The sequence below is a fragment of the Sedimentibacter sp. MB31-C6 genome (assembly GCF_035934735.1).
Taxonomy (GTDB): Bacteria; Bacillota; Clostridia; order Tissierellales; family Sedimentibacteraceae; genus Sedimentibacter.
In genome coordinates this window covers 2,744,663-2,766,256 of sequence record NZ_CP142396.1, presented here as the reverse complement: position 1 = coordinate 2,766,256, position 21,594 = coordinate 2,744,663, and the positions used below count along the sequence as shown (strand labels likewise).

Genomic DNA, 21,594 nt, shown 5'->3' with positions numbered 1-21,594 from the left:
TTACCTCCATATATACATATGTTTATGTTTATAGTTTCTAATTTTAATAATTCCATATATATTCTTAATATATGGAATCATTTTTACGTTAATCATATTTTACCACATTTAATATTATTATGTACATATTTTTTATTTTTACTTAATTTGCCTCCCTTAATGAAGGAAAACTCATATACGAATCTGGAACTTCTCCAACTATTACAATTTCAGCAATTAATAAATTATTGCTCACTGTAATACTACTTGTTGTAGCAGGACTTATAATTCTCATATCAACACTAACAGTAATATAAATTTTATATCTGGTTTGATTTATTCCTGATTCTTCAAACTCAGTAATAAAGTCTACTATAACACTACCTTGATGAAATATTGTAAATTTTAAATCAGGACCTCTATTTGAAAGAAGCTGATTGTCTAGTGCTGAAAAAAGTGGAATTTTAAAAGATTGATTCTCAAGATTAACAATTTTATCCTGAACACTCTTGGCAATATTGGAAGATATTTTATTCATTACCAATGCATCTGTGCGAATCATATTTATTTTTCCATCATTGTCATAAGTTGGTATTAAAATTTGTTCTTTTAATTCATCTTTTTCTATTTCTTCTCTTACTGTACTGTTAATTATTTGTGTAGCAATAACTTTAGCGTTTACTTCACATATTGATTTTAAAGTAGGTTTAATACTTACTTCTATATAATAATATGAAATTATAGAAAAAATTACTAAAAACATGGCAATTATTTGAATATAAGTTCTCTTGTATTTTTTCACCTATTGATTTCCCCTCCCTTCTATTATATAATATGATGAAAATTAAAAACTTTGACAACATTAGTATATTTTGTGATATACTAATTACGTAGTTATACGGAGGTTAATATGTCAAAAGAAAATAAGAAAAATAATGAAAAAGATATTGAAATAGTAGAAAATAATGTAGTAAAAAAATCTAAAAAGAAAAAAAGAAAAAAGAAAAAAAATGTGATATTAAGAGTATCATTATTATTAATATTAACAGCTATAATCATTGCAGGTGGAGCAGTTGCTGGTATGGTCATTGGCATAATGAAAAGTGCCCCTGAAATTGATACTACTAATGTACTCACAACATTAACAGAAAGTTCAGTAATTGTAGATGAAAATGGATCTATAATAGAGCAAATACATGATCCAAATGAAAACAGGGAAATAATTCCATTAGAAGAAATACCAGAATATTTGCAAAATGCTTTTATAGCAATCGAAGATCATCGATTTGAGGATCATCCAGGTATTGATGTACGAAGAATTTTAGGCTCTCTATTACATAATGTTAAAGTAGGTGACCCAACAGCACAAGGTGCTAGCACAATCACACAACAGTTAGTTAAGAATCTTTACCTTACAAATGAAAAATCATTGGAACGAAAAATTAAGGAAGCATATTTATCAATTCAGATGGAAAGAAAGCTTTCTAAAGATCAAATACTTGAGTATTATTTAAATACTATACCTTTAGGCCAAAGTTCTTATGGAGTTGAAACTGCAGCATATACTTATTTTTCTAAAGACGCTAAGGATCTTACACTAGCTGAAAGCGCTCTTTTAGCTGGTTCTGCAAAAAGTACAGTTTCTTATGCACCATTTAATCGATATAATTTAGAAGATACTAATGATATTCCAGAAGATGATATTGTTGGATATGTATTTATTGGTTCTGTTCAATATGCATGCGTTTATAACCAAAATGCTATTGATAGACAACATGTCATATTAAATAGAATGCTTGATCTAGGATTTATAAATCAAGAAGAATATGATAATGCAATGTCAGAGGATATGCGTATTGCATTAAATCCTGGACAGACAAAAATCGAAGGAATTTCGTCAACTCCAATGGATTATGTAAAAGAAAAGGTCATTGAAGATTTGATGATTACGCAAGACTTATCCTATGAAGAAGCAGAAAGCTACATTTACAGAGGCGGTTTGACAATAACTACAACAATTGATGTTAATATGCAAAAATCCCTTGAAGAATCCTATAATAATTTCGCTGTGTTGCTACTTGGAGCTGAGCCTTCTGGTGATAAACCAATTGCTCAGGATTGGAGATACTTCAAGTGGTTAGGAGGCTCAGGTACTGGTACTCTTGATTCCGCGCTAAATATTCTAAACGAAAATGGTCAGCTTATTTATTTTGCAAAAGATAATATTCTGGATTCTAATAATAGTATATATTTAAATCCAGATGAATACTATTACGATGAAACAGGTAACTTAATTATAAATTCCAAAAAATTTGACCTTTATTCTACATCAATAGATATTGTTAATTGTTATACTGTAGATGAAAAGTTTAACTTTGTATCTCATAATATAGGAGCCTTAAATATAGGCAATAATTTTGAAATACTTGAACAAAAAGGTACTAAGGGAGTTTTCTCAATTCCTAAAAGTTACTTAGAAAAGAACCCTGAAATGTTTTCAGTAGGTGAAGATAATATATTGAGAATACCCGAAGGTTATTTCTTCTATCAAGATACAGGAATTGTTCAGCCTCAGTCTGCAACAGTAATTTTAGATTACAAAACAGGTAAAATAAAAGCTATGATTGGCGGAAGAAATGTTGAGGGAAGCAAAACTTTCAATCGTGCTTCTGATGCTGCAAGACAGCCAGGTTCAACAATTAAACCACTTTCAGTGTATCTTCCTGCTCTAGACTTAGGCTACTCAGCAGCATATATACTAGATGATTTGCCTAGATATAATGAAAAAGGTGATAGATGGCCAAAAAACTGGTATGAACACAGAAATATAAAATATTGGGGTAAAACAACTCTTCGAAAATCAATTGAGCAATCTATCAACACAAACGCAGTTAAAATGTTAGAAACTATTGGTACAGATGCAGCTATAGATTCATTAACAAAACTAGGGTTGATAAATGCACTAAACCCTGAAAATGATACTTTTATTACTCCAGGTGAAAATAACGCCTATAATGATGTTAATTTAGCATCACTTGCTTTAGGTGGTTTAACTAAAGGATTTTCGCCTCTGGATATGACTGCTGCCTATGGTGCTATTGCTAATGATGGTGTTTATATTGAACCTTTTGCATATACTAAAGTTGTAAATACGAAAGGCGAAACTATACTTGATAAAGTACCTGAAACACATGTTGTAGTTAGCCCTGAAGTTGCTTCTTTGATGAAAGATATTTTGAGAACTACTGTCAATCCAGGTCTGTCATATAGAGCTAAACTACCAGCAGAGTTGGGTATTGATGTAGCAGGCAAAACTGGAACAACACAAGCAAATGGTGACTTTTGGTTTGTAGGATTTTCACCTTATTATGTAGGTGGAGTTTGGGTTGGAAATGATAATGTTCAAATGAAGCTTTCAGGTGATAGTGGTGTTACTGCAAGATTATGGAGCGGAATTATGACTCCTATTCACCAGGGTTTATCGCCTGCTAAATTTGAGTTAAATCCAAATTTAATACCAGTAAAAGTTTGTAGTCAATCTGGTAAATTGCCTACAGAACTTTGTTCTCAAGATCAACGTGGAAGTCAGGTTATAACAGAATACTTTATTCCTGGAACTCAACCAACGACAACTTGTGATACACATGTAAAAATTCCAGTTTGCACAAGCTCTAATTTGTTAGCATCTCAATACTGTCCTGGAAACTTAATTGAAGAAAAAGTCTTTGTTACAAGAGATCCACTTTATGATCCAGATGCAAAGACACAAAATTATGATGCTAAAAAATTATATAAGCAAATACTTGAAGATAGAATAATTTTTTCAGCAGATGAATTGAAACAAATTTATTCTGGGCAAGCTACTTTTGATGAAAACAATCAATTAACTCATGTTCTAGGAATAGAAATAGAAAAACTAGGTTCTTCTGGTTATTTAACTGAAGATTATCAATATCAAATACCTACTCAAACATGTTACTATCATACAAAATGGCATTATGATCAATGGCTCAATGGTGACGATAACCATGATGATGATTCTAACAATGAAAACAACGGAAACGATGGTAATAACAATAACAATGATAACAATGATAACAATGGTCATGATAATCATGGTGATTTAAATGATAATAACATTGATAATTCAGATGAAGAAGTAGAAGATATAATTGATTCAATTTTAGATTCAATAACAAATTAAAAACATAATAGTACAAATATAAGGAGTTTAACTAATATGTTAAACTCCTTATTATATAGATAAAATATAATTACACAAAATTCAAAACTAATTAAATATTACGATTTATTTTTAGGATTGAAAACTACTGCAACTATGTAGCCAAATAACAGTGCCGCAGCTACGCCCGGTGCAGTTTTAATTACTCCTCCGCTTAAAGCACCCATAAAACCTTTGCTAGAAGCCTCTTCCATAGCTCCCTTTGCAAGTGAATTTCCAAATCCTAATAATGGAATAGAAGCTCCAGAATATCCAACCTCTATAATTTTGTCATATATTCCTAAAAACCCTAAAATAGCACCTATAACAACTAACATAACTAATAAGTAAGCATTGTTTTTCTTAAAAACGTCTATAAATATCTGACAAATCATACAAATGATTCCGCCAACAATAAAGCTCATTACATAATTCATAATATTCTCCTTTATCCTTCAATTCCTATACAATGGGCTATACCAGGTATACTTTCTCCCTGTAATGTTGCTGTAGGAGAGTGAAGTGCTCCTGTTGAAGTAAACAGAAGATTTTTAATTTCTTTTTTTAATAGCTTTTTGTATAAAAAAGCACCAAATACAACTGCTGAACACCCACAGCCACTCCCACCAGCATGAACATCTTGTTTTTCTAAGTCATAAATTATAGTACCGCAGTCATCATATTTTTTCTCAATACTCATTTTATCTTCATTGAACATTTTATTTACTATTCCTTTGCCTACTGTACCTAAATCTCCCGTTACAATTAAATCATAATCAATACCAGTATCAATAATATGTTGCTTTAAAGAACTATATGCAGCTGGTGCCATCGCTGCTCCCATGTTATTAGCATCTTTTATTCCCAAGTCCTCGATTTTACCAAAGGTTACATTCTTAATTGTCGGACCTGTACCAATATTAGATAGTAATACTGCTCCTGAACCTGTAACAGTCCATTGTGCTGACATATGCCTTTGTCCTCCCATTTCAAGAGGTAAGCGATACTGTCTTTCTGCGCTACAAAAATGACTAGAAGTTACACATAGTATATTATTTGCAAAGCCTCCATCTATGAGCATAGCACCTAGTCCCATTGTCAAAGCCATAGTTGAACATGCTCCATAAACTCCTATATAAGGAATTTGTAAGTCTCTTGCAGAAAAGGAGGAAGATGTTATTTGATTTAATAAATCTCCTGATATTAAAAGATCAATTTTGCTTTGCATATGATTTTTATTTAATAATTTTTCTGCTGCTGTTTTTTGAAATTTAAGTTCGCTTTTTTCCCAGCTATCTTCTCCCCATAAACTATCTTCAATAATCATATCAAAGTTATTTTTTAATGGCCCTTCTCCTTCTTTTGAGCCTACTATTGTGTATACATCTCTAATAAATACATTATCTTTCATATGAAATGTTTGTTTACCTAATTTTTTCAAGTTAAATCCCTCTCTTATTACAAATTATTATACATGTTAATTATTTTAATACTAGGCTTAATAAACCTGCTATAAAGGATGCAAAATATCCATATACTAAAACAGGACCTGCTAGTTTAAATATATTTGATGCTGTTCCAAGAACAAATCCTTCTTTTTTATATTCAAGTGCTGGTGAAACTACAGAATTTGCAAAACCTGTTATTGGAACAACAGTTCCTGCTCCACCAATTTTACCTAAATTATCATACCATCCAAGTCCTGTTAATAAAGCTGATAGTCCTATTAATGTAACTAATGATATTGAACTAGCTTCTTCCTCTGGTATACTTAGCCCTGACATATATAAATTTTTAAATATTTCTCCTAAAGTACATATTGCACCTCCAAAAATAAATGCCATAATACAATTTCTAATCATATTATTCTTGGGAGTAAATTCATCTACTAACTCCTTATAATTATTCTTATTATATTTCATATATTTCCTCCACTATAATAATATGGCACTTTCAGGAATTTCTTTTAGGGATTTATCGATACTATTTCCAAAAACTATTGCGGTTAAGCTTATGGCTAAAATTATTACTAATAAAAAAATCTTTTTTTTCAAACTAATCACCTCATAACTATTATTTACAAAAAAATATTTTGAATACAAAAAAAAAGCACTAAATGTGCCTTTTTTTAAAAATTATGTAAAATATTTCTTATTATATTTAATATCATATTAAACAAATCCTTTAAATTCAACTTTTTATAAAATCATTTAATTTTAATTAATATATTACTATTATTTAAATATTTAAACTTTACATTTAGTACTACTTTTTAGAACCAATTGTTTTTCTCATTATAACTTTAGTTCCAACATCTTTTTCAGATAATACTACCAGCTCGTCCATAAATGTCTCCATCACAGCGAAACCCATACCTGAACGTTCTAGTTCTGGCTTGGTTGTATACAACGGTTCTCTGGCCATGTCTACATTTACGATACCTAACCCAAAGTCTTCAACTATTATTTCTACCATCTGCCCCTTTATTCTACATTGGATTTCTACATTCCCAACAGCATCTTCATAGCCATGAATAATTGCATTTGTAACTGCTTCTGATACAGCCGTTTTGATGTCTGATAATTCTTCAATTGTTGGATCTAAACTTGAACAGAATGCTGCAACTGCCGCTCTGGCAAAGGATTCATTTGTTGAAAGGCTTGGTATTTTAATATATACATAGTTATTATGCATTTTGTCCCCCTATTTTATATTTATTATTTTTCCAATGCCGCTCATATCAAGTATTTTTCTTACCTTTTTGCTAGCATTTATAATTTCTATTACTCCATTACGCTTCCTTATTACTTTATAACGGCCTATTACAAACCCAATACCTGAGCTGTCAATAAAATCTAGCTTTTTTAAATCTATTACTATCTTTTTATATTTTTCATCTTTAATCTTTTCATCAATTATGTCTCTTATGGATTCCGAACTGTGATGATCTAAATCACCATTAAGCTTAATAAACAATTCATGTCCTATCTCAATAAATTCTATATTCACAATAAACTCAATCCTTTCTATATAATGTACAAGCTATTATACTTCTATATAAGTTAATTTTCTCTGACTTGTTTTGAAAGGTTTTGTCGATTATTGAAGATAAATGATGACATTTAAATTTGTAGTGAATTTTTCTCTAAATATGGTATCATAATAGAAAATTCAGATCCTTTTCCTACAGTACTCTTTACTTTGATTTTTCCTTTATGACCTAATATAATTATTTTAGCAATTGAAAGACCTAATCCATGTCCTCCTACTTCTTTGCTTCTAGATTGTTCTGCACGATACAGCCTGTCAAAAATTTTACTTAAATCTTTTTTTTCTATACCAATTCCTGTATCTTCTACTTTTATTATATAATAATCATTTTGGGTATAACCTGATACCATGATATATCCCTTTTCGGGAGTAAACTTCATAGCATTATCTATAAATATCCTAACAGCCTGCTTAATTCTGTTTTTATCAGCGTATATACTAGCATCATTATAAAATTTAAAATAAAATTTATGTTTGTTATCTATCATTTTCGTTTCTTTTTCAATTTCTAAAAGAATTTCACTTATTTTAAAATCTTCTTTAGTATATGTAAGAGTTTGTTTATCACTTCTCGCAATAAATAAAAGCTTTTCTATTAGATCCTGCATATTTTCAGTTTCATTTTTAATAGCACCGATGGATTCTTCTAATACATCCTTATCATTTTTCCCCCAACGGTCCAGCATATTTACATATCCTTTAATTACAGCTATGGGAGTTCTTAATTCATGAGAAGCATCTGAAACAAATTGTTGTTGGGATTTATATCCATCCTCAATTCTATCCATCATTTCATTAAACGTTTGAGATAAATCTTTTAATTCATCTTGTGTTCCTTTAATGTCCAATCGAGTATTAATATTATTAACTGTTATAGTTTTTGTTATTTCTGTCATATTCTTTATTGGACCAATTAGTTTATAGCTTGTTCTTGAAACAATAGGTAAAAACAAAATTAACCCAAATGCACCTGATATTAAGACTAGAGCATTTATACGTATTGCATCATATATTAAGTCTTCAACAGAGTAGTGGAAATTAATATAATATCGCGAGTTTTCGATTTCTATAGGTGAAGAAAAAACGTATTCTTTATTATAAATTAAATTTTCTAAAATTACAATAATATTGTCAGAATACCTTGTTTCTTTATCTGTAGAATAAATTAAATTTAAATTTCTGTCATACATACTAACCGATTTCAATTTCCCTTTTACAAGCATATTTTCAACTTTTTTCTTATCTGGGTAATAATCTTGTAATTTAGTAATGTCTTCAATAATTATTTCATCATTAAATTTATTCATCTCAAAAATAAAATATCCATTAGAAGTTATAAAAGCTACTATTAGTATAACAACAATATAAAGAATGAAATAAGTGGTAGATATTTTAAAGGCTATAGAAAACTTAAGCCTTTTCAATAGGCCAAATATGAATTTAACAAATAGTTTAATTGGATAAAGAATTATACTTATTAATGTCTTCATTAATATCTTAATCAATTTTAAAATATTATTTTTCTTTTTAACTTTTTTCATACTATCCTTCAATCTCTTATTATGTAGCCTACACCTCTGACTGTCTCAATAAGACTAATCTTGTATTTTTGATCTATTTTACTTCTTAAATACCTTATATAAACATCAATTATATTTGTATCACCAAAATAATCATATCCCCAAACCTTATCAAGAATTTTTTCCCTAGTTAAAACAATATTTTTATTTAACATCATATATTCTAAAAGTTCAAATTCCTTCTTCGTTAATTCTATATTAATATTATTATATTCAACTTTATAACTATTTTTAAAAAGTTTTAACTTATCTATTTTTAAAATATCTTCATCATCATTATTTCTTTTTATATATTTTCTTTTAAGCAAGACTCTCATACGGGCCAATAGTTCCTCTACTGCAAAGGGTTTTGTCATATAATCATCCGCTCCAATATCAAGACCAGTAACTTTGTCTGATATATCATCTTTAGCTGTAAGCATAATTATAGGAACATCTGATGTCTGTCTTATTCTCCTGCATACTTCTATACCACTTAATCTAGGAAGCATTAAATCTAGTATAATTAAATCTATATCACTTTCTTTACCTTTTTCTAATCCTTCTCTACCATTATTAGCAATTTCTACATCGTAACCTTCATAATTAAACTCCAATTCTAAAAATCGTGCTATTTTATGTTCATCTTCCACAATTAAAATTTTCTTCTTATCCATAATTAACTCCCTGAGGATTTTTTATTATTATACTATTAATAAACAAAAATATCAATTAATAACATATTAATAAAAGTATCAGGTTAGTTCCCTGATACTTTTATACTATTCTATAATTATTTCATTTTCATCAGAGTCATTATTGACATTTGAATCATTATTAGAATCTAAATCATCTTCGTTATCAATGATAATTTCTGATTTTTCTTTAATCTTTTCTACTGTTTCTTGCATATTTTTCTTTAAACCGCTAACATTTATTGAATTCTTATCTCTATAAATTTTAATTTTACATGATGTGGCTACTGCCAATAGCAGCCCAAATATTACAATCCAAAAGGCCATTATGAATGTTAACAATATAATTACAAGTGGAAGATTAACTAATGTATTACCATTTTTGTTTTTTACTAATAATTTAAGTTCCAAAAGTTTGTTCGCAAAACCTGTAACGCCTTCCTTATTATTATTTTTTTTACCTTTTTTCTTTTCAAGTTCAATTATTGATTTAATTAAGTCTCCATCATTTTTTTCCAAAGCTTTTTTTGCTTCTTCATAACTTACATTAACTCTACTCCTCAACTCATCAATTTGTTCTAATGTAATTTTCATCTCTTCCTCCAATTAAAATTATTTATCTATTAGATATAATATACCCTTTAAAAATTAATCCTGATTTAGTTTAATATTAAAACAAGATTAGAATTTAGAATATTTTTTATAACACAAATTTGAAATAAACTTTAGTATTAAACAGCAAATAAACAGATATGAATTCCAAATTTGACAAATTATCATATTTATTGACAAATTGAGACATTCGTGGTAATATAGATTGATAATTTGAATAAAACTTGACTTACTTTATATAATTTAAGGGAGAGATAATCGCTATGGAGAAGAAATCTATTCTTGAGAAATTCGGACTTGTTGAGAAAGTCGATGATATTGTTGATGAAGAAATTGTTAATGATGCTGAAAAGAAGTTAAATACTGAACTAGATAAAGTTACTACTAAAAGCAAGGTTGAATCAAAAGAAGAAATTAACTTTATAAGTGAATCTGATGATCCTATAGCTAAAGTTAAAAATAAGAAATTATTGCAAATCGAAGAAATATATAAAAATTATGATATAGATTCTCAAGGGATAAATTCATTGTCTATTGTAGAAAGTTTCCAAAAAGCATTACCAGATTATTTGCCTGCAGAAGTAAAAAGACAATCCATTTTAAACATTATCATATCTTCAAATGTCAAAGTTGAAAACTTGGTTAAAGATGGAAATGACAAATTAAAATGTTTAAATGAATTTTCTCAATTATTTACCAATGATTCTACTGATATGATAACAAAATTCGAAAATGAAATTGAAATTCTTAATAAAAAAATAAATAATTATAAAATAGCTATCGAAAATATGAAAAACTTACATAATGAGCAAAACTTTATGGTTAAATATGAAATTGACAAAATTAATAATATAATGCAGTTTTTAAACAATGATAAAACAAATTCATAATCAGTGAAGGTGATAGAATGCATGGTTACAGACTTACTAAACGTGGAAAAATTGTTTTAACTATGTTTATTATTTTATTTTCAATAATTAGCACATATAGTTTAAGGCCAATTGTTATTGCAAGTGATAATGATAATTTAAATAATAAATCCTCAATAGAAACTAATCATACTATAAAGTCAAACATATATTACTCTACTAAAGACATAAAAGCAAATATAGATGACATGCGAATTATCAAAATGCCTAAGGTTGATTTCAATATTAACCAAATCCATGAAGACACCTCAAAAAATAATAATGAAGAAAAATTTTTAAGTATTCCTATTGATAAAGTCACTGATTACAAAGAGAGGAAAATAGCTTTTCTAACCTTTGATGATGGTCCATCAAAAAATGTAACTCCTCTTATCCTTGATATTCTTGATGAGTACAATATCAAAGCCACATTTTTTGTTCTCGGAGTTCTTTGTGATAAAAATGGTAACATATTGAAAGATATTGTTAGTAGAGGAAATTCTATTGGAATTCATTCTTATTCACATAATTATAAAAAACTATTTGCAAATAAAGAAGAATTTAAAAATGAATTAATACTGACAGAAAATATTTTAAAGGAAATCTTAGGTGAAGAATACAAAACAAGATTATTTAGATTCCCTGGAGGCTCTTTCGAAGATTATAAAAGCAAATATAAAGATATTTTATATGAAGAAGGTTACATTAGTATCGATTGGAATGTAATTACTGGAGATGGAGAAAGAATAAATTTATTACCTGAGGAACAACTAAAAATATTAAAAGCTACAATTAAAGGGAAAAATCATGTTATATTACTACTTCATGACTCAGCTACTAAACAAACTACAGTTGAGGCTCTTCCTAGTATAATAGATTACTTAAAATCTCAAGAATATGAGTTTGCAATTTTAGAATAACTTAAAGTCGTATAAAATACGACTTTTTTATAACTCTAAATCCACTGTAGGGTTTGCATTGCATGCAAACCGCGGGACGCATGAAATGCGTCCCCTACAGCTTAGTCTCATAATTTTAAATTTTATTCTTGTCTTCTTTTATTAAATTCCTAATTGCTTCAATAGCAACCTTTATTCCACCTTCAGTATCATGATTCATAGGATCATCCATACCCAATTTTCGCCTTTCCTGATTAGCAACAACATTTAAAACTGAGCCAACACGAACTTTCCGATATGCTCCTACAATAAACAATGTCGCTGATTCCATTTCTGAGACTAAAGTTCCTAACTTTAACCATGCATCCCATTTGTTAATTAGTTCATATCCTACCGGTTTTGTTTCTGGTTCATGTTGTCCATAATAAGAGTCTTTGCACTGTACAACTCCTACGTGAGTTCTTTTACCTAATTTTTTAGATGCTTTTACTAAAGCATTCATTATCTCATAATTAGCTACTGCTGGAAATTCGACAGGTGCATATTCTCTGGCTGTCCCATCCATACGAATTGCCCCTGAAGCAATCACTATATCTCCACCCTTAACATCAATTTTCATTCCACCACTTGTTCCTACTCGTATAAAAGTATCTGCTCCAATATTAGAAAGTTCTTCTAAGGCTATTGCTGCAGAAGGTCCACCTATTCCTGTTGATGTTACACTTACTTTTTCGCCGTCAATATAACCTGTATATGTTACATACTCTCTGTGATCAGAAACTAATATAGGATTATCAAAATGTTCTGCAATTTTCTTACACCTTTTTGGGTCTCCAGGCAAAATAACGTATTTGCCCACATCTCCTTCTTTCATATTAATATGATATTGAATATCTCCTGAATATGCTTTACTCATCATGGCCTCCTAATTATTATTTACTTATATCAACTGAGGTGAGTCATTTTCTCTTATTTTAACCTTATTTATTATAACATCTGAAATTTCTTTAATACCCATAGTTCCAATATCACCTTTTTGTCTTTCCCTAACTGATACAGTATTATTATCAGCTTCTTTTTCTCCTACTATAAACATGTATGGTATTTTTTCCATTTGAGCTTCTCTTATTTTATAACCTATTTTTTCTGCTCTGTCATCTATTTCAACTCTAATATTCATTGCTTCTAACTCTGATTTAACTTTTTCTGCATAATCATTAAATTTATCAGAAATTGGCAATACTTTTACCTGTACAGGAGCAAGCCAAGTAGGAAATGCACCTGCATATTGCTCTATAAGAATACCAAAGAATCTTTCAATGCTTCCAAATGCAACTCTATGAATCATTATTGGTTGATGTTTTTGTCCATCTGCACCAATATATTCAAGCTCAAAACGCTGTGGCTCTTGATAGTCTAATTGTATAGTTCCACACTGCCATGTTCTTCCTATACAATCTGTTAAATGAAAATCTATTTTAGGTCCATAGAAAGCTCCATCGCCTTCATTTATTACAAAATCTACATTTATTTCTTCTAATGCTGCTTTTAAAGATGCTTCAGCCATATCCCAATCCTTAATTTCTCCCATAAACTTCTCTGGCCTTGTTGAAAGTTCAACATGATAATTAAATCCAAATGTTGAATACATTTCGTCAATTAGTTTTGCAACGCCTTTTATTTCATCTTTTATTTGCTCAGGAAGCATAAATATATGAGAATCATCCTGAGTAAATGCTCTTACACGCATTAGTCCATGTAAAGCTCCAGATAATTCATGTCTATGAACTCTACCAACTTCCGCTAACCTTAAAGGAAAATCCTTATAAGAATGCATTTTATTTTTATATACTAATATTCCTCCAGGGCAATTCATAGGTTTTATAGCATAATCCTCTTCATCTATTAAAACAGTATACATATTTTCTTTATAGTTATACCAATGACCGGATGTTTCCCATAAATGTCTGTTTAATATTATTGGTGATTCAATTTCTACATAACCAGCTTTTTTATGAATTTCCCTCCAATATTTCATTAATTCATTTTTAACTTCTACACCTTTAGGTAGGAAGAAAGGAAATCCTGGTCCTTCTTCAGACATAAAAAATAGTTCTAACTCTTTACCAAGCTTCCTATGGTCACGCTTTTTTGCTTCTTCTAACAAATTAATATATTCTTCCAATTCTTTAGCCTTAGGAAATGTAATACCGTAAATTCTTTGAAGCATCTTATTGTTTTCATTTCCTCTCCAGTATGCTCCAGCTATACTTAATAATTTAATTGCTTTTGGTTTTTTTGTAGTGTCAAGGTGAGGCCCTGCGCATAAATCAACAAAGTCTCCTTGTTTATAAAATGATATTATAGAATCTTCAGGTAAATCTTGGATTAATTCAACCTTATAAGATTCATTTTTTTCTTCCATAAGTTTAATTGCTTCTTCCCTTGGAAGTTCAAATCTTTCAAGTTGTAATCCTTCCTTAACAATTTTTTTCATTTCTGCTTCAATTTTCTCAAAATCTTCTTCAACTAGTCTATGCTCCATGTCAATATCATAATAAAATCCATTTTCTATTGCAGGACCAATAGCTAATTTAGCTTCAGGCCATATTTTTTTTATAGCATGAGCCATTATATGAGATGAAGTATGCCAGAAGACTGACTTTCCTTCCTTATCTTCAAACTTTAGAAATCTAATATTTCCATCTTCGTTAATTTCATTTAAAAGACCTATAGTTGTACCGTTAAAACTTGCACCAACAACAATTCTTCCTAATCCTTCACTTATACTTTTTGCTACATCTAAAGCCTTTATACCGCTTTCATATTCCCTGATACTTCCATCAGGCAGTGTTAGTTTAATCATAATAGCCTCCAAATAATTTGATATTCTAATGTAAATGCGAATCATAATCGTTGCAGTTGATTAACCGCAATCTTTCAGAAAAACACAAAAATCTCGTTCTTAAACTAATGTTTAAGGACGAGATTTCAATTCGTGGTTCCACCTTATTTGCTTCTCAAAGGATTTAAGGCATCCATACCAAACCCTTAGGTCGTTAGACGATCAGGTTTAACTCCGGAGTAGTTTTCAAACAGTCATATATCAGAATGCTCACAGCCAAAGACATTCCTCTCTGAGATATTGTATCTATTCTACTGTTTCCATCATAGTTACTTATTTTTAATATTATATTACTCAATTCTTATCTTTGTCAATATCTTTTTATTATTTTTTTCTGAACTGCTTTTTTCTGTTGTTCTTTTTATCGTTATCATAATATTTTTCTCTAGATTTTTTTGATTTCTTTTCCTTTGAAAGTTCAACAATTACATCTTTTCCTTTTATCTGAGAACCTTGCATGCCATTAACAATTCGATCACGGTGCTCTTCAGCAACATTAAAAAATGAGTAATTTTTTAAAACTTCAATTTCACCAATATCCGTTCCTGGAATGTTACACTCTCCAGCCACTGCACCTAAAATATCTCCAGGTCTAATTCCTTGATTTTTCCCGACGCTAACATGAAATCTAACAGTTCTACCCAAATTTCGCTGGCCTTTTCTTAAAGACTTTCTTCTTTCAGGTATTAAATCATTTAAGTCTCTATCATCTGATTTATCGAACTTAACAAGTTTTTTAATCATAGCTGCAATTAAGGTTTCTATATCATATCCTTTTTCTATAAGTTTAACTGCTAGCTCACGATTTTCTCCTAAATCACCTTTTTCAATAACATCAACTATTCCTCTGATAAATTTATCTTGCTTAACTTCATTAACTTTATCAACTGTAGGAACACTTCTTTTTCTAATAGATTTTTTTGTATATTTTTCGATATTTTCAATTTTTTTTATTTCTTTTGCTGATGCTAGGGTGAAAGATGAACCTTCTCTTCCTGCTCTTCCTGTTCTACCTATACGATGTACATAATAATCTTCTTTAATCGGTACTTCAAAGTTAATTACTGCTTCAACTTCTTTTATATCTAAACCTCTTGCTGCAACATCTGTAGCTATTAAAATATCAACTAACCCATTATTAAATCTATTTAATGTATCTATTCTTTGAGACTGCTTTATATCTCCATGAATTTTATCACAGTTATAGCCCTTAACTGTTAAAGTATCATATAATTCATCTACAGCTCTTTTTGTATTACAAAATACCAATGTCAGCTTAGGAGTATAAGTTTCTATAATTCTTGTAAGAGCTTCTATTTTATCCGAATGCTTTACTAAAAAATAACTTTGCTTTACTTCTTTAGCTGTTATTCCTTCTCTTAAAACCGAAATATTTACAGGATTATTCTGAAACTTCTTAATTAATTTAGTCATATCTTTTGGAATAGTCGCAGAAAATAAAAGTGTTTGTGTTGTATGATCCACCTTACTTAATATAAGTTCTATATCTTCTCTAAAGCCCATCTTTAACATTTCATCAGCTTCATCTAATACTGTAATCTTTAACTCACCTAGCTTAATAACACGTCTATCAATTAAATCTATAACCCTACCAGGAGTTCCTACTATTATTTGAGCTCCTGCCTTTAATTTCTTTATTTGATCTCTAATATCTGCTCCACCGTACACAGTTACTGTTTTTACACCATCCATATATTTTCCAATTTTCCTGAATTCATTAGCTACCTGTACAGCTAATTCTCTTGTAGGCAAAAGTACTAAAGCTTGTGGAAATCTTATATCAATGTCTATTTTCTCTAAAATAGGTATTCCGAAGGCTGCAGTTTTACCGGTTCCAGTATTTGATTGCCCAATTATATCTTTTCCTTCTAGTATTACTGGTATTGCCTCTTTTTGAATTTGGGTTCCTTCTTCAAATCCCATTTCATCTAAGGCTCTTTGAATGTTGTCATTCAAATTTACATTTTCAATTCTCATTAATTTTATCATCCTCGTTCTATTTTTATTAACTTCTCATTATACTATGCATACCTAATAATTACAAATAATTTTTGTAAATTTTTATTAATATTATTTTTTATATATTTTTTCCTTATCTCATAAATTATTTTTAACTACTTACATTGTTTTATTCTCTTTTCAGATGTTTTAAACTATATCTTTTTATGGTATTATATTGTAAAAACTATAGCGGAGAAAATAAATGAAAGCATATTATATTTATCACAGCTGTTTTGTAGTAGAAACAGAAAACTCATTTTTAATATTTGACTATTTTGATGATAAGAGAACGCCTGAAGATGATTTTAATTTCAAAGAAGTTCTTAAAGATATATTTAAAAGCAATAAGCATCTGTACGTTTTTTCATCGCACAGCCATCATGATCATTTTAACAGATCGATTCTCTCATGGAGCAGTTATAAAAAAGAAACATATTATATATTAAGCAATGATATTAAGCTTTACACCGAAGTAAAAAACATATATACCGTAGGAAAAGATGAAATAACGGAAATAAACAACCTGAAAATATCTACCTTTGGTTCCACTGATAAAGGGGTAAGCTTTTTAGTAGAAATAGATGGGCACACAATATTTCACGCAGGAGATCTGAACTGGTGGAAATGGTCGGATGACACCCCCGAGGAAGAAAAGGAAATGGAAACTGCCTTTAAAGGTATAATTAAAGACATTTTAATCAAAGACGTCGCTATTGATATTGCCTTTTTCCCTGTTGACGGAAGACTTAAAGAAAATTATTTTTGCGGCGGACAATATTTTATAGAAGTAATTAAACCAAGAATATTTGTTCCAATGCACTTTTGGGATAACTTCAATATAACAAGTCTCTTTAAAAAATCTCAGGCTACCACAACAACTAACATTATTGAACTGCAGCATAACAATCAAATTATTATACAGTAATGAAATTACCGGCATATTATTAATTTCAATATAGCATATCTGCATAAAAAATCCGGCCTTAGCCTCGCAGCTAAGCCGGATTTTCTTGTACTACGGATTAATTAATTGACCTTTATCATTGTAGACTTCGTATGATGCCTGCTCATCTCCTGCATATATCCTGCAGCTTACGGTTTCCCAGGTTATTTCTTTATTTTTTATGATATCTATATAAGGTCCGGCACCCAAGAAAGCTCCTTCTCCGCTTCTGAGCACAAATCTGGTAATGACAAAGCTCCGCGCACTGTCAATCTGGTTTTGTTTTACACCCTCATCAAACCAAAAATCAGCATTTAATTCTCCGTCAACCAGATAAACTTCCTGTCGGACTAAATCAGTCATAGCATACTGTCCCTCATCTCTAAGCATGGCAACGGACTCTTCATCTGTATAAACAACAGCATTTTTAGGAATCGCAATTGTTGATTTGTCATTGCTGCCTGAGTTTGAAAGAATCTGCACTGCCAAAACAGCTATAACAAGAATTACAAGCGAAATTAAAATTGTCCATTTCTTTTTCATAATCTTAACCTCCTATGGGGTGATCCGGATTCCAAATTTATTCAAGTTTCGTCATTACGGTACAAACATAAATACCCTGCTTTTGCTGCCATCAGCAGTAGTATTCATCAATAATCCTAATTTACCTGAAAAGAAAAAATTATTTATACCCGCAGGAATATCGCTGAACAATAATAATTGTTCTTTATCGGTGTCGTACATATATGGTTTTTCCTCGTAATAATTTCTCCATGTCACAAACCGGCTATTGGAATCAAGATTGGCAATAGAAGAATCTGTTGATAAAACAGGCTTATTTTTTAACATATCCGTAATCTGAAAGGTTGTGATTTTTGTTTTGTCATTGGTAGAATTGTTTTCAATGCAAAAAAATCCGTTTCCATTTGCCGTAATTTGTTTAAGATGCTTAGTATTCTTCAATATTAAATTATTATCTACTGAAACGATATCTTTGAATTTACCTTCACTGTTCTTCCTGAAAGATGCAATCTCCTCGTTATAAACCATTGGGTTCTGGGCATCTTCAAGCAACGGAATAAGCTGCTGCTTTCCGATTGTATATTCATATAATTTAACTCTCAGGTCTCCGTTGGTGTCCCCATAAAAATCACCAAAGTATATCTTGCTTGAAAAACTACCACCATTCTGCCTGGATTTATCGTAGATTGTTTTCATTAATAATAACAAAATTAAAGAGGATTTTCCGACAGCTTTTCAGATAAAAATTTGTTAAAAAATTGTAAAATTTTATTTTTTTACACTCTTCGCTATTTTCACAAGCTCGCTTTCGCTGATGTTTCCTGTCAAGATATATGCCATTTCATCATAATTCCAGACAAGAATCCTAATATTGTCACTCTCACTGTAGAGGGCTTCTCTTCCATTTATAGTAAGCTCTTTACATTTTTCTTCATCTAACATTAACATAAGAATCATATTTCCATCTGCCCCTTGTTTTTAAGAAATAAAATACTTTCATGTGTTACTGTACAGCCTAACTCTTTATATTTATTATATAATGTTTTTTTGGTATTAACAAGAAAATCAAATTTTGAACATTAACAATATGAAGATTTAAAAAAATGTTTAGAATCTGAAATATTACCTATAGTACCAAAACAGGAAATAAAAAATATATAATAGATAACTTTATATATGATAGGGACAATGATATATACATATGTCCTGAAAACAAAATATTAAAAAATATAAGTAAAAAAACTTCCAATGAATACGCATACAAAAATAAAACTGCATGTATGGAATGTTTGCAAAAAGACCAATGCACTACAAATGCTAATGGTAGAATTATTAAAAGAAGTGAAAAAAATGATATATATGAAAAAGTAAGTGAAACAATGGATGAAAACAAAGACATTTATAAACTTAGGCAACAAATAGTTGAACATCCATTTGGAACTATAAAAAGAGCATTAGGCTATACATACTTCCTTATTAGAGATAATGAAAGCGTAAAGGCTGAGTCCTTTATACACTTTTTAATTTACAATTTAAAGAGAGTAATAAATATAAAAGGAGTTAAGGAACTTATGACCTTCTTTAACTCATTAATTTTGCGTTTGTTTTTGATTTTAATAAAATCAATCTAAAATTTGTATAAACTAAAATTTATGGGTGAAAAAGGTTGCATATTTGCGCAACCTCGTCCCCTGTGACCATTCCCTGTATTTCACGGCTATACCTCAGAAGTAACAGAGTCGAAAGTTTAACTTTTTCACTGGTCCTAAAACATACCCTGCACGTGAATCGGAAAAATCTAACTTAAAAATAAATGTTTTTTGCCTTAATTTATAGGTTCATTATAATTTTCAATGTTGTTTATTAGCCACTTGTTATTCTGATTTATAAAATAAAAGGTACTTTTTGATTCCGGACCACTTTCTCCTCCGCCAAATTTTACAACTACGGAAAAAGAATCTTTTTCAATATTGTTGATTTCTTCTATCGGATTGCTTGAAAGTGGCTTTATCATTCCCGACATTACCGCTACATATAGCTGTCCTTCTATCTCTTTAAAAGCAGGGTAATCTCTTTCAAAAATCTTATTATATTTTTTATCTATATACTCGGCAGCAAACACAGAATTTAACAAGTTTTTAATATCGTCTACCGACTTATATTTATCGCTGACAACTTTTTTATATGCTTTCCCACTCTCATCTTCTACTACTTTACCTTCTGTTTCAATATAGCCGTTAAGAATTTTATTTGCTTCAACATACATGGGAAGAATTTCATTTATTACATCTGTTGCCGCATTCAGTTTTACACCTGCGTTTTCGGAATTTTCCGGGCAGCCTGTTAAAGAACATAATATTGTTATAATAAAAATTAAATTATATAACCTTTTTTTCATATACTCCTCCAAAATAGGACGCTATCACATATAGCGGCCTTAACTATATTGTAGCTAAATAGCACAATAATGCACTCAACTAATCAACATAAACACAAAGCCTGTTAACAGTCCAATTGTTGTCTAAATATTCATCCAAGGTCGAACGGTCATAATATGATGATGGGTCTTTTATATAAATTGTATCGCCGTTATATCCGTTAGCCGCAACAAAGTGTGTCTCGCCTGAACTGTGTACCATCCCTACAAGAACGGGATTATCTTCATCTATGGAGCCCGCTATAAAATCTATGGCGTCACTATCTGTTTGAGTGGAGCTGGAAAAGTATTGTACAGTGTAATCATATTCATCTGCAGCCTGATAATAATAAAACGGACATGCATAATCTCCTAATGCTTCATTGACTTCTCCCGGATCGTCTGAACCTCCTAAATATCTTTGTATCATTGTAAAACTTGTAAGGCAGCATCCTGCTGAGGCAATGGTTGAGCCGCAAGTCTCCATTATGTCATCTCCCCAACGGTCGTCATCCTGATAGTAATGTGTTAAACTTAACGTTTTTGAAGATCTCAACCTCGTTAAGGCATTTCCTTTTTTGATTAATGCCTCATTAGCTTCTTTATAATCATCTTCATTTATATCAATATAGTCTAAAGAATTTGATGTGATATTTGCCGCAAATGCCAGTGTATTCGCAGATAAAGTTAACATTATGATTAAAATTAATGAATATACTTTTTTTAATTTAAACATTTTTTCCTCCTGTTTTTAAATTTTGGTTTTTGGTTGTTTTTAAACTTCTTATAAAAGAATATTGTAAATATCCTTTTAATGGTATATAATTTATATAGGCTCTTTCTTAAATACTCTTTTCAAGC

22 protein-coding genes are annotated in these 21,594 nt (G+C 29.9%); 5 read left to right on the top strand and 17 right to left on the bottom strand.

Going from position 1 to position 21,594, the window contains the following annotated elements; genetic code table 11:
- Positions 1 to 142 precede the first annotated feature (142 nt).
- Positions 143 to 781: a sporulation protein YunB gene (gene yunB / locus U8307_RS13340; protein WP_326908582.1), complete on the bottom strand. Its 639-nt coding sequence runs from the start codon at positions 779 to 781 to the stop codon at positions 143 to 145.
- Positions 782 to 889: 108 nt separating this feature from the next.
- Here yunB and U8307_RS13335 point away from each other — a divergent pair, with 108 nt between their 5' ends.
- Entirely contained in the window at positions 890 to 4,183 is a 3,294-nt protein-coding gene (locus tag U8307_RS13335) for a transglycosylase domain-containing protein (protein ID WP_326908581.1), read from the top strand.
- Positions 4,184 to 4,281: 98 nt separating this feature from the next.
- On the opposite strand, the gene U8307_RS13330 is transcribed toward U8307_RS13335, so the two are convergent.
- From U8307_RS13330 to U8307_RS13295, 8 genes are all read right to left on the bottom strand, one after another.
- Positions 4,282 to 4,638, bottom strand: coding sequence for a SpoVA/SpoVAEb family sporulation membrane protein (locus tag U8307_RS13330; protein WP_326908580.1), 357 nt, complete (start codon positions 4,636 to 4,638; stop codon positions 4,282 to 4,284).
- 11 nt (positions 4,639 to 4,649) lie between these two features.
- Positions 4,650 to 5,642 carry a stage V sporulation protein AD gene (gene spoVAD / locus U8307_RS13325; RefSeq protein ID WP_326908579.1) on the bottom strand — a complete coding sequence of 331 codons (993 nt, stop codon included), beginning with the start codon at positions 5,640 to 5,642 and terminating at the stop codon, positions 4,650 to 4,652.
- Between the two features lie 40 nt (positions 5,643 to 5,682).
- Positions 5,683 to 6,123 carry a stage V sporulation protein AC gene (spoVAC, locus tag U8307_RS13320; RefSeq protein ID WP_326908577.1) on the bottom strand — a complete coding sequence of 147 codons (441 nt, stop codon included), beginning with the start codon at positions 6,121 to 6,123 and terminating at the stop codon, positions 5,683 to 5,685.
- A 343-nt stretch (positions 6,124 to 6,466) separates the two neighbouring features.
- Positions 6,467 to 6,895: an anti-sigma F factor gene (gene spoIIAB, locus U8307_RS13315; RefSeq protein WP_326908575.1), complete on the bottom strand. Its 429-nt coding sequence runs from the start codon at positions 6,893 to 6,895 to the stop codon at positions 6,467 to 6,469.
- A 9-nt stretch (positions 6,896 to 6,904) separates the two neighbouring features.
- Positions 6,905 to 7,210: an STAS domain-containing protein gene (locus U8307_RS13310; protein ID WP_326908573.1), complete on the bottom strand. Its 306-nt coding sequence runs from the start codon at positions 7,208 to 7,210 to the stop codon at positions 6,905 to 6,907.
- A gap of 113 nt (positions 7,211 to 7,323) precedes the next feature.
- Complete coding sequence (locus U8307_RS13305; RefSeq protein ID WP_326908571.1) at positions 7,324 to 8,793, bottom strand: sensor histidine kinase; 1,470 nt, start codon at positions 8,791 to 8,793, stop codon at positions 7,324 to 7,326.
- An 8-nt stretch (positions 8,794 to 8,801) separates the two neighbouring features.
- Positions 8,802 to 9,488, bottom strand: a complete 687-nt coding sequence (locus U8307_RS13300) for a response regulator transcription factor (protein WP_326908569.1) — start codon at positions 9,486 to 9,488, stop codon at positions 8,802 to 8,804.
- Between the two features lie 105 nt (positions 9,489 to 9,593).
- Positions 9,594 to 10,100, bottom strand: coding sequence for a DUF4342 domain-containing protein (locus tag U8307_RS13295; RefSeq protein ID WP_326908567.1), 507 nt, complete (start codon positions 10,098 to 10,100; stop codon positions 9,594 to 9,596).
- A 281-nt stretch (positions 10,101 to 10,381) separates the two neighbouring features.
- Between U8307_RS13295 and U8307_RS13290 the strand changes: the two genes are divergently transcribed.
- Together U8307_RS13290 and U8307_RS13285 are read left to right on the top strand one after the other, a co-directional pair.
- Complete coding sequence (locus tag U8307_RS13290; protein WP_326908566.1) at positions 10,382 to 11,008, top strand: hypothetical protein; 627 nt, start codon at positions 10,382 to 10,384, stop codon at positions 11,006 to 11,008.
- A gap of 17 nt (positions 11,009 to 11,025) precedes the next feature.
- Entirely contained in the window at positions 11,026 to 11,946 is a 921-nt protein-coding gene (locus U8307_RS13285) for a polysaccharide deacetylase family protein (protein ID WP_326908564.1), read from the top strand.
- A 115-nt stretch (positions 11,947 to 12,061) separates the two neighbouring features.
- Here the strand turns inward: U8307_RS13285 and udp are convergent, their stop codons facing one another.
- From udp to U8307_RS13270, 3 genes are all read right to left on the bottom strand, one after another.
- Positions 12,062 to 12,841, bottom strand: a complete 780-nt coding sequence (gene udp / locus U8307_RS13280; RefSeq protein WP_326908562.1) for a uridine phosphorylase — start codon at positions 12,839 to 12,841, stop codon at positions 12,062 to 12,064.
- 24 nt (positions 12,842 to 12,865) lie between these two features.
- Entirely contained in the window at positions 12,866 to 14,791 is a 1,926-nt protein-coding gene (thrS, locus tag U8307_RS13275) for a threonine--tRNA ligase (protein WP_326908560.1), read from the bottom strand.
- A 363-nt stretch (positions 14,792 to 15,154) separates the two neighbouring features.
- The gene (locus tag U8307_RS13270; protein WP_326908558.1) at positions 15,155 to 16,828 is read right to left on the bottom strand and encodes a DEAD/DEAH box helicase; all 1,674 of its coding nucleotides are present in this window, start codon (positions 16,826 to 16,828) and stop codon (positions 15,155 to 15,157) included.
- 226 nt (positions 16,829 to 17,054) lie between these two features.
- Between U8307_RS13270 and U8307_RS13265 the strand changes: the two genes are divergently transcribed.
- A complete protein-coding gene (locus U8307_RS13265; protein ID WP_326908556.1) occupies positions 17,055 to 17,777 on the top strand; it encodes an MBL fold metallo-hydrolase in 723 nt (240 codons plus the stop codon).
- A gap of 90 nt (positions 17,778 to 17,867) precedes the next feature.
- On the opposite strand, the gene U8307_RS13260 is transcribed toward U8307_RS13265, so the two are convergent.
- The 3 genes from U8307_RS13260 to U8307_RS13250 all read right to left on the bottom strand — a co-directional run bounded on the left by U8307_RS13260 (position 17,868) and on the right by U8307_RS13250 (position 19,265).
- Positions 17,868 to 18,338 carry a hypothetical protein gene (locus tag U8307_RS13260; RefSeq protein WP_326908554.1) on the bottom strand — a complete coding sequence of 157 codons (471 nt, stop codon included), beginning with the start codon at positions 18,336 to 18,338 and terminating at the stop codon, positions 17,868 to 17,870.
- A 54-nt stretch (positions 18,339 to 18,392) separates the two neighbouring features.
- Positions 18,393 to 19,013 carry a hypothetical protein gene (locus tag U8307_RS13255; protein WP_326908552.1) on the bottom strand — a complete coding sequence of 207 codons (621 nt, stop codon included), beginning with the start codon at positions 19,011 to 19,013 and terminating at the stop codon, positions 18,393 to 18,395.
- A 72-nt stretch (positions 19,014 to 19,085) separates the two neighbouring features.
- Complete coding sequence (locus tag U8307_RS13250) at positions 19,086 to 19,265, bottom strand: DUF4367 domain-containing protein (RefSeq protein WP_326908550.1); 180 nt, start codon at positions 19,263 to 19,265, stop codon at positions 19,086 to 19,088.
- Between the two features lie 173 nt (positions 19,266 to 19,438).
- On the opposite strand from U8307_RS13250, the gene U8307_RS13245 reads away from it, so the two are divergent.
- On the top strand, positions 19,439 to 19,948 hold the full coding sequence (locus U8307_RS13245) for a transposase (RefSeq protein ID WP_326911616.1): 510 nt from the start codon (positions 19,439 to 19,441) through the stop codon (positions 19,946 to 19,948).
- 194 nt (positions 19,949 to 20,142) lie between these two features.
- Here the strand turns inward: U8307_RS13245 and U8307_RS13240 are convergent, their stop codons facing one another.
- Positions 20,143 to 20,715, bottom strand: a complete 573-nt coding sequence (locus U8307_RS13240; RefSeq protein ID WP_326908548.1) for a DL-endopeptidase inhibitor IseA family protein — start codon at positions 20,713 to 20,715, stop codon at positions 20,143 to 20,145.
- A gap of 79 nt (positions 20,716 to 20,794) precedes the next feature.
- The gene (locus U8307_RS13235) at positions 20,795 to 21,469 is read right to left on the bottom strand and encodes a C39 family peptidase (protein ID WP_326908546.1); all 675 of its coding nucleotides are present in this window, start codon (positions 21,467 to 21,469) and stop codon (positions 20,795 to 20,797) included.
- Positions 21,470 to 21,594: the final 125 nt, after the last annotated feature.